This is a genomic window from Herbaspirillum sp. YR522, from assembly GCF_000282575.1.
Taxonomy (GTDB): Bacteria; Pseudomonadota; Gammaproteobacteria; order Burkholderiales; family Burkholderiaceae_D; genus Herbaspirillum.
The window spans coordinates 1-9,171 of the sequence record NZ_AKJA01000018.1; the positions used below are offsets into that span (position 1 = coordinate 1).

The window sequence follows — 9,171 nt, forward strand, 5'->3', positions numbered from 1 at the left end:
TGGCTGGCCGCGGCCAGCATGTCACCGCGCGAGATATCCAGGTACTGGTCCAGCAGCAGTGTCACCGATTGGCCGGCGTTGGCCACTTCCAGCGAGCCGTCCAGGGTCTGGATGTCCTTGACGGTGGCGTTCTGGTTGCCAGGCAACACCAGCACCTGGTCGCCGCGGCGGACCTGGCCGGCCTCGATGCGACCCATGTAGCCGCGGAAGTCGTTGGCTTCATGGCCATTGTGGCGTGCCACCAGTTGTACCGGGAAACGGAACGGTTGCGCATGCGCTTGTTCAACCACCGACAGCGACTCCAGCAGTTCGATCAGCGTCGGGCCCTGGTACCAGGCCAGCTTGTCGCCCTTGGCCACCACGTTGTCGCCGGCCAGCGCCGACAGCGGGATCGGGTGCACATCCTTGAGTCCCAGCTGCTGCGCAAAGGCCTGGTATGCGCCGACGATGCGGTCATAGACGGTACGGTCGTAGCCGACCAGGTCCATCTTGTTGATGGCCACGATCACGTGCTCGATCCGGAGCAGGTGGGCAATGGTCGAATGGCGCTTGGTCTGGGTCAGCAATTCGACGCTGCCGTCGTCACCCAGTTTCACCTTGGACACATCGACCAGGATGATCACGGCGTCGGCGGTGGAGGCACCGGTGACCATGTTGCGGGTGTACTGCTCGTGGCCCGGCGTGTCGGCGATGATGAATTTGCGCTTGGGGGTGGCAAAGTAGCGATAGGCGACGTCGATGGTAATGCCTTGTTCGCGTTCGGCTTCGAGGCCATCCGTGAGCAGCGACAGGTCGACCGTGTCGCCCACGGTGCGCTTGTGCTTGGCGCGCGAGATGGCGTCGAGCTGGTCGGCGAAGATGCCTTTGCTGTCGAACAGCAGGCGGCCGATCAGCGTGCTCTTGCCATCGTCGACCGAACCGGCGGTGATGAAGCGCAGCAGGCCGCGTTCGTGCGTCTGGGTGGCGGCATGCGATTGTTCTGGGGCAACTGCGGCGTTCATCAGAAATATCCTTCTTTCTTGCGTTTTTCCATCGAGGCTTCGGAGGTCTGGTCGTCCATGCGGGTAGCGCCCCGTTCGGTGATCTGGGTCACGGCGGTCTCGGCGATGATGGCGGCCACCGAGTCGGCCTCGGATGCCACCGGGCAGGTACACGAGATGTCGCCCACGGTGCGAAAGCGCACGATACGCTGTTCGACCGCCTCGCCCTCGCGCGCCGGGGTCAGGTCGGTCAACGGCACCAGCAGGCCGTTACGCGCGATCACCTGGCGCTCATGGGCAAAATAGATCGAGGGTAGCGCCAGCTTCTCGCGCGCGATGTATTGCCATACGTCGAGCTCGGTCCAGTTCGAGATCGGGAACACCCGCATGTTCTCGCCCGGATGCACGCGGGTGTTATACAGGTCCCACAGTTCGGGCCGCTGGGCCTTGGGATTCCACTGGCCGAACTCGTCGCGAAACGAAAAGATGCGTTCCTTGGCGCGTGCTTTTTCCTCGTCGCGGCGAGCGCCGCCGATACAGGCGTCGAACCTGAATTCCTCGATGGTCTCCAGCAGCGTCACCGCCTGCGCGGCGTTGCGCGAATCGGTCAGCGGATTGCGCAGGCGCACCGTGCCGCGCTTGATCGAGTCTTCCACCGAGCGCACCACCAGGCGTTCGCCCAGTTCGGCCGCGCGCCGGTCACGAAACTCGATCACCTCGGCAAAGTTGTGGCCGGTATCGATATGCACCAGCGGGAACGGGAACTTGCCTGGACGGAAGGCCTTTTCGGCGATGCGCAGCAGCACCACGGAGTCCTTGCCGCCGGAGAACAGCAGGGCCGGGTTGCTGCACTCGGCGGCGACCTCGCGCATGATGTGGATGGCTTCCGATTCCAGCCAGTCCAGGTGACGGTCGCTGGCGTTATCGAAGAAGAGTTTGTCTACCGCTGTGTTCATGCCGGGCCTTCCGATGCTGATTGATGTGTTGCCGAGTGAGACTTGATACGGATGAGCTTGCCATCGACCACGTGCAGGCCGCATTCCTTCGAATCCGGGTTTTCCCACCACCAGCGTCCGGCGCGCACGTCCTCGCCGGGTTCGATGGCACGGGTACAGGGCTGGCAGCCGATCGACGGAAAACCCTGGTCGTGCAGCCGGTTGTAGGGCACGTCGTTGGCGCGGATGTACGCCCAGACGTCCTCTTCGGACCAGTCGGCCAACGGGTTGAATTTCTCCATCCCGTGGGCTTGGTCGTGCTCCTGCACATCGAGCGCGGCGCGGGTCACCGACTGCGCCCGGCGTTGCCCGGTAACCCAGGCCCGCTTGCCGGCCAGGGCGCGCCCGAGCGGTTCCATCTTGCGGATGCGGCAGCATTCGCGGCGCAACTCGACGCTATCGTAGAAAGCGTTCAGGCCGTGCTGGCTGACGTACCGTTCGACCGCCTCGGGTTGCGGGCGATAGGCCTGGACCCGATAGCCGTAGGTGGACTCGATCCGGTCGAACATCTCCAGCGTCTCGGCATGCAGGCGCCCGGTCTCGAGCGAGAAGATCCCGATCCGGTCCTGCAGCGAGGCGCGCAGGATGAGGTCGGTCAACACCATGTCCTCGGCCGCCAGGCTGGAGGCGAACACGGCGGGCGCATACTGGCTGGCGATCAGTTCCAGCGTGGCGCGGGTGCGCGCGATGAGGTCCTGCAAACCGTACTCGGACATGATGGTATTCCTGCCTAGTCCGCTGCTTGCGCGTTGGTGCGCCGCACGCGACGAAACAGCGGGTTCTTCTCGTCCCACGAGGTCTGGTACTTCTCGGAGAAGTCGGTCAGGCCCTTGACGGCGTCGTGGATATTCTTGTCGGCGCGCACGGCGAAGGCGTCGAAGCCGACCCGCTGCATGTAGAACAGCTGGTCGCGCAGGACGTCGCCGATGGCGCGCAACTGGCCGGTATAGCCCAGCCGCGCCCGCAGGTTGTAGGCAATCGAATAGCCACGACCGTCGGCGAACTTGGGGAAGTCCACCGCGACCACCGCGAAGTGATCGAGCTCGCCCTTGAGTTCCTCGGGGCGCTCGTCGCTGGCCAGCCATACACCCAGTTCGCTGCGCTGCTGCAGTGTTTCGCGCTGGGCCTTCCAGACCGTCAGCGGCACCACCACACGCCCCTGCGGCACGCTTACCGTCTCGGCGGTTTCTCCTTCGGCCAGGCGCAGGATGTTCCAGTCGTCGGCGACGACGGTCTTGTTCTTGATGATGTCAGGCATGTGCGTCTTCTCCGGCGACATAGGCGGCCGATGCGATCGGCGTGGCGTAAACAAATTCCTTGAACGGGGCCACACCGATGCGGCGCACCGTATCGATGAAGCGTTCGTCTTCATTGCGCTGGGCCACATAGACCTGCAGCAGGCGGTCGATCACCGTCGGCATCTGCGGTGCCGAGAACGAGGGGCCGATGATCTTGCCCACCGACGACTGGTTGCCCTGGGCGCCGCCCAGCGACACCTGGTACCACTCGGAGCCGTCCTTGTCCACGCCCAGTACGCCGATGTTGCCGACGTGGTGGTGGCCGCAGGCGTTGATGCAACCCGAGATGTTGAGTTCGATCTCACCGATGTCATGCTGGTAGTCGATGTCTTCGAAGCGCTCGGCGATGGCTTGCGCGATCGGAATCGACTTGGCATTGGCCAGCGAGCAGAAGTCGCCACCCGGGCAGCAGATGATGTCGGTCAGCAGCCCGATGTTGGGCGTGGCCAGGCCGTGTACCTTGGCTGCCTGCCACAACGTGTGCAGTTGCGATTGTTCGACGTCGGCCAGCACCAGGTTCTGCTCGTGGGTCACACGCAGTTCGCCGAAACTGTATTGGTCGGCCAGGTCGGCCACGAAATTCATCTGGTCGGCAGTGATGTCGCCGGGCGGCACGCCCGGTTTCTTCAGCGACAGCACCACGGCCGCGTAGCCGGGCACCTTGTGCGGCTTGACGTTGCGCTGCAGCCAGTTGGCAAAGCCGCGCTCTTCCGATCTACGGCGCTCGAACTCGGCATCGACCGCCGGCAGGGTCTTGTAGGCAGGTGCGACAAAGAATTGCGCCACCCGTTGCAGCTCTTCCTCGGTCAGCGTCGAGGGGCCGTCCTTGATCTGCGCCCATTCCTGCTCGACCTGGCGCGCGAAGTCCTCGGGGCCGATGGCCTTGACCAGGATCTTGATGCGCGCCTTGTACATGTTGTCGCGGCGGCCGTACTGGTTGTAGACCCGCAGGATCGCTTCCAGGTATGACATCGCGTGTTGCCAGGGCAGGAACTCGCGGATCACGCTGCCCAGGATCGGGGTGCGTCCCATGCCGCCACCGACCAGCACGCGAAAGCCGACTTCGCCGGCATCGTTCTTGATCACGTGCAGGCCGATGTCGTGCACGGCGGTGGCCGCGCGGTCTTCCAGGGCGCCGCTGATGGCGATCTTGAACTTGCGCGGCAGGTAGGCGAATTCGGGGTGGAAAGTGCTCCATTCGCGGATCAGCTCGGCGTACGGACGGGGGTCGACGATCTCGTCGGCGGCCACGCCTGCCAGTTCGTCCGAGGTGGTGTTGCGGATGCAATTGCCCGAGGTCTGGATCGCATGCATTTCGACGCTGGCCAGTTCGGCCAGGATATCGGGCGACTCTTCCAGCTTGATCCAGTTGAACTGGATGTTCTGGCGGGTGGTGAAGTGACCGTAGCCGCGATCGTTCTTGACGGCGATCTCGGCGAACTTGCGCAGCTGGTTCGAGGCCAGCATGCCATAGGGGATCGCGATGCGCAGCATATAGGCATGGCGCTGCAGGTACAGTCCGTTCTGCAGCCGCAGGATGCGGAATTCTTCTTCGGCCAGTTCATCCGACAGGCGCCGACGCACCTGGTCACGGTATTGTGCGACACGCTCTTTGACGATCTGGTGATCGTATTGGTCATAGCGGTACATCTTGTAGTCCCCGTTAACGTCTTATGGAGCCGCGCACTGTTGCGGCAATGCTCCGTATTGAAAAACCAGCCTGCACGATCAGCTTCAAATCAGCTTGTGGGGCGACGCTCGTCAGCGTAATCGCCAGCAGGCCACGCAAGGTTGCAGCGACCATGGTCGCCCGGGCAGTTTACTCCGATTGGCAATCCACTTTCGGCAAGCGCCGACGACGAGTCGGCCGGCTTCATAAGAAACAGTCATAACACCTCGCCCATTACGCGACAAATCGTAATAAACTTATGTTTCAAACCAAACTACATAGTATTTATTTGCTTATATACGTCTTTGGCATATAGAAGTGCGGTTACCGAATTTGCTGGCCAGCGCCGCCCGGCCGGGCCCTGCGCCTGACACTGATAACAGCGACGGTCGCGCGGCCGTTTGCGAGGACTTTCATGAATCTTCATCAATTCCGTTTCGTGCGCGAGGCGGTGCGCCAGAACTTCAACCTCACCGAGGCCGCCAAGGCGCTCTATACGTCGCAGCCGGGCGTGTCCAAGGCCATCATCGAGCTCGAGGAAGAACTGGGCGTGGACATCTTCACGCGCCATGGCAAGCGGATCCGGGGCCTGACCGAGCCGGGGCGGGCGGTGCTCAGGTCGGTCGAGCTGATCATGCAGGAAGTCGATGGCCTCAAGCGCATCGGCAAGGAATTCGCGGCCCACGACAGCGGCAGTTTCACCATTGCTACCACCCACACCCAGGCCCGCTATGCGTTGCCCAAGGTAGTGCAGGCCTTTACCCAGAAGTATCCCAAGGTGCATCTGTCGTTGCTGCAGGGCAATCCGCGCCAGATCACCGAGATGGTGCGCAACGACCAGGCCGACATCGCCATCGCCACCGAGGCGCTGACCGCCATCGATGGCCTGGTATCGCTGCCGTGCTACCAATGGGAGCATGTGGTGGTGGTGCCGCCGGATCATCCCCTGCTGCAATCGAAGAACCTGACGCTCGAAGAGATCGCCAGCAACCCGCTCATCACCTATGACGCCGCCTTCACCGGCCGCAGCAAGATCGATCATGCCTTCGGCCTGCGCAACCTCAAGCCCGATATCGTGCTCGAGGCGATCGATGCCGACGTCATCAAGACCTATGTCGAACTGGGCATGGGCGTGGGCATCATCGCCGGCATCGCCTTCGACGCCGAGCGCGACCGCGGCTTGCGGGCCTTGCCGGCGGGGCACCTGTTCGGCACCAATGTCTCGCGCGTGGCGCTCAAGCAGGGCGCCTACCTGCGCGGCTATGTCTATACCTTCATCGAGTTGCTGGCGCCCACGCTCAATCGCAAGCTGATCGCGCAGGTCATGGAAGGCGAGAAGGACATGTACGAACTATGAGCGCACTGAGCTTGCAGACCCGGCGTCGGATCCGCCGCCTCTGGCTCCAGTACGGCATCCTGTGGAGCGGTGCGGTGGTCACCGGCCTGGTGGCGGTGCTGTATGCCTGGCTGATCGATTATGGATTTTCATTGTTCCATGGGGCGCAGCAGCGCTATCCATGGCTGCCCCTGCTGCTCACGCCTGCCGTGGGCGCCGCCTCGGTGTGGTTGACCCGGCGCTTCTTCGCCGGTGCCGAAGGCAGCGGCATTCCGCAGGTCATCGCCGCCCTGGGCGACGAGACGCCACGCGATGCGCCCCTGGCACGGCGCCTGCTGACGTTGAGGATCGTCGTGGGCAAGATCGGCGTGTCCTTCATGGGCATCGTCGGCGGCTTTGCGATCGGCCGCGAGGGACCCACGGTGCAGATCGGCGCGGCATTGATGTTCAACCTGCGCCGGCTCTATCCGGCCCATGCCAGCGCCGTCATCGAAAAGCGCCTGATCCTGGCCGGCGCCGCAGCGGGGCTGGCGGCAGCCTTCAACACTCCGCTGGCCGGCATCGTGTTCGCCATCGAAGAGCTCTCGCGCAGTTTCGAGCAGCGCGCCAGCGGGGTGATCATCACCACCATCATCTTCGCCGGCATCGTGGCGCTGGGGCTCAATGGCAATACCGTGTATTTCGGTTCGATCAGCGCCATTGCCGACCACGCCCGCGAAATGGTGCTGGCGGTGCTGCTGAGTGGTGTCTCGATGGGCGTGGCGGGAGGCATTTTCTGCTGGCTGCTGCTCAACACCGAGCGCTGGATACCGGCGCCATTGCGCCAGATGCGCAGTCGGCGCCCGGTGCTGTTCGGCGCGCTGTGCGGGTTGCTGGTGGCCGTCATCGGCGTGCTTGCCGGTGGTGCCACCTTCGGCAGCGGCTACCTCGAGGCGCGGGGCCTGCTGAGCGGCGAGCAGCAGATATCGGCCATCTATCCGCTGGCCAAGATGGCGGCGCTGGTCGGATCCTACCTGCCGGGTATCCCCGGCGGCATCTTCGCTCCATCCTTGTCCATCGGCGCAGGGTTCGGCAACCTGCTGCACATGGCCTTCGGCGATATCTCGTTGCCTGCCCTGATCGCCTTGGCGATGGTCGGCTACCTGGCGGCCGTGACCCAGGCGCCCATCACGGCATTCGTGATCGTCATGGAAATGATCAACGGCCATGCATTGGTCATCTCGCTGATGGCGACCGCCTTGCTGGCCACGCAGGTCTCGCGCCTGTTCGCGCCGTCGCTCTACGAGGCGCTGTCGGAACGCTATCGACAGCACCGGGCGCCGCAGGCGGTGGTGGCCGGGCAGGCCGGCGACGTGCGCCAACTGGATCTGTTCGACAGATGACCGCGTGGCAGGCGGTCACCGATAAAAAAACGGCATCCCGCGGGATGCCGTCTTGACCAGGGCGGGGCGCCGGGCTAGCCCTGCGCCAACGCCGCGCGCTCGGTATCGCGGCAGCCGTCCAGCAGGAACGACAGGCCCACCACCAGCACCAGTTCGCCCTCGGCCGAACGCGCCGTGCCGGTGATGCCGCTGGTGTGGATGGCGGTCAACGGCTTGATGACCAGGTCGGCCGTGCCTTCGACTGCTTCCACGCTGAGGATGTAGGGATGCGGCACTGCCATCACCACGCCCACCCGTTCGACACCCGGTTCGTAGCCCAGCACGGCGGCCAGTGAATGCACCGGCAGCGGGCGACCCTGGTCGCGCATGACCGGGGCGCCGCCCACGCCATCGAAATTCTCGGGCAGCTCGACCACCCGCTCGACCACCGCCATCGGCAGCGCCAGCGGGGCGCCGGCGCAGCGCACCAGCATGGTCGGGATGATCGACAGTTCGATCGGCAGGCGGATCGAGAACTTGGTCCCCTTGCCGATGGTCGAGTCGATGCGGATGGTGCCCCGGTGCTTTTCGACGGCAGTCTTGACCACGTCCATGCCCACGCCGCGGCCGGACACGCTGGAGGCCACTTCCTTGGTCGAGAAGCCGGGCAGGAACACCAGTTGCAGTGCCTCGTCGGTGGTCAGCGCCTGGTGTTCGGTGATCAGTCCCTTTGCCAGCGCCTTGTTGCGCAGCATCTCGGGGTCCATCCCCTTGCCATCGTCGAACACCTCGATCATCACGCTGCTGCCGGCTTGCCAGGCATGCAACGAAATGGTGGACTTGTTGGGCTTGCCGGCGGCGGCGCGATCGACCTCGATGCCGTGGTCCAGCGAGTTGCGCAGCATGTGGACCAGCGGATCGTAGAGGCTGTCGACCACCACCCGGTCGACTTCGGTATCGGCACCCGAAATGGCCAGGTCGACGTCCTTGCCCAGGTCCTTGGCCAGTTCGCGCACCAGGCGGGGAAACTTCTGGAACAGCCGGCCCACCGGTTGCATGCGGGTCGACAGCGTGGCGCGCTGCAACTCGCTGGAATAGCGCGAGGCGCGACCCAGCGTCTCGGCCAGGGTCGACATCAGGGCACCGGCGGTGCCTTCGAACTTGAATTGCTGCAGCTTTTCGAGCAGCACGGCAGCCTGGTTGGCGGCCTGCACCGATTCGCCGGCCACTTCCAGCAGCGCGTCGAGCTTGCCGGCATCGATACGGATGCTTTCTTCCTTGGCGCCGCCGCCATCGGTGGCGCGGCGGTTCTGCTGCACCGGGGCGGCCTTGGCGGCTTCGGCGGGTGCCGTGGCATCGACGGCCACCGCAGGCGCGGCGGCAGCGGCGACCGGCGCGGCCGCAGTAGCGGCGGCAGGGGCCGGGGCGCCCGGTGCATTGGGAGCCACTGCACGATATAGCGCATCCCAGTCGAGCTGGCCATCGGTCATCACCCCGGCGCCATCGGCGGCTGCCGTGGCGGGGGCGGCAGC

At 64.4% G+C, this 9,171-nt stretch carries 8 protein-coding genes; 2 read left to right on the top strand and 6 right to left on the bottom strand.

Annotated elements, in window-relative coordinates; translation table 11 throughout:
- From PMI40_RS03935 to PMI40_RS03955, 5 genes are all read right to left on the bottom strand, one after another.
- Window positions 1–1,001, bottom strand: a 1,001-nt coding sequence (locus PMI40_RS03935; RefSeq protein ID WP_008112339.1) for a sulfate adenylyltransferase subunit 1, incomplete at its 3' end; no start/stop codon positions are given.
- Window positions 1,001–1,936 carry a sulfate adenylyltransferase subunit CysD gene (cysD, locus tag PMI40_RS03940; RefSeq protein ID WP_008112342.1) on the bottom strand — a complete coding sequence of 312 codons (936 nt, stop codon included), beginning with the start codon at window positions 1,934–1,936 and terminating at the stop codon, window positions 1,001–1,003. The genes PMI40_RS03935 and cysD, both read right to left, overlap by 1 nt.
- The gene (locus PMI40_RS03945) at window positions 1,933–2,691 is read right to left on the bottom strand and encodes a phosphoadenylyl-sulfate reductase (protein WP_008112344.1); all 759 of its coding nucleotides are present in this window, start codon (window positions 2,689–2,691) and stop codon (window positions 1,933–1,935) included. The genes cysD and PMI40_RS03945 overlap by 4 nt, the downstream gene beginning before the upstream one ends.
- A 14-nt stretch (window positions 2,692–2,705) precedes the next feature.
- A complete protein-coding gene (locus PMI40_RS03950; protein WP_008112346.1) occupies window positions 2,706–3,233 on the bottom strand; it encodes a DUF934 domain-containing protein in 528 nt (175 codons plus the stop codon).
- Window positions 3,226–4,923, bottom strand: coding sequence for a nitrite/sulfite reductase (locus tag PMI40_RS03955; RefSeq protein ID WP_008112348.1), 1,698 nt, complete (start codon window positions 4,921–4,923; stop codon window positions 3,226–3,228). Before PMI40_RS03955 ends, PMI40_RS03950 begins: the two co-directional genes overlap by 8 nt.
- A gap of 434 nt (window positions 4,924–5,357) precedes the next feature.
- Between PMI40_RS03955 and PMI40_RS03960 the strand changes: the two genes are divergently transcribed.
- Both PMI40_RS03960 and PMI40_RS03965 read left to right on the top strand, forming a co-directional pair.
- Window positions 5,358–6,299, top strand: coding sequence for a CysB family HTH-type transcriptional regulator (locus PMI40_RS03960; protein WP_008112350.1), 942 nt, complete (start codon window positions 5,358–5,360; stop codon window positions 6,297–6,299).
- Window positions 6,296–7,660 carry a chloride channel protein gene (locus PMI40_RS03965; RefSeq protein WP_008112353.1) on the top strand — a complete coding sequence of 455 codons (1,365 nt, stop codon included), beginning with the start codon at window positions 6,296–6,298 and terminating at the stop codon, window positions 7,658–7,660. The genes PMI40_RS03960 and PMI40_RS03965 overlap by 4 nt, the downstream gene beginning before the upstream one ends.
- Window positions 7,661–7,734: 74 nt before the next feature.
- Here PMI40_RS03965 and PMI40_RS03970 read toward each other — a convergent pair.
- Window positions 7,735–9,171, bottom strand: a 1,437-nt coding sequence (locus PMI40_RS03970) for a chemotaxis protein CheA (protein WP_008112355.1), incomplete at its 5' end; no start/stop codon positions are given.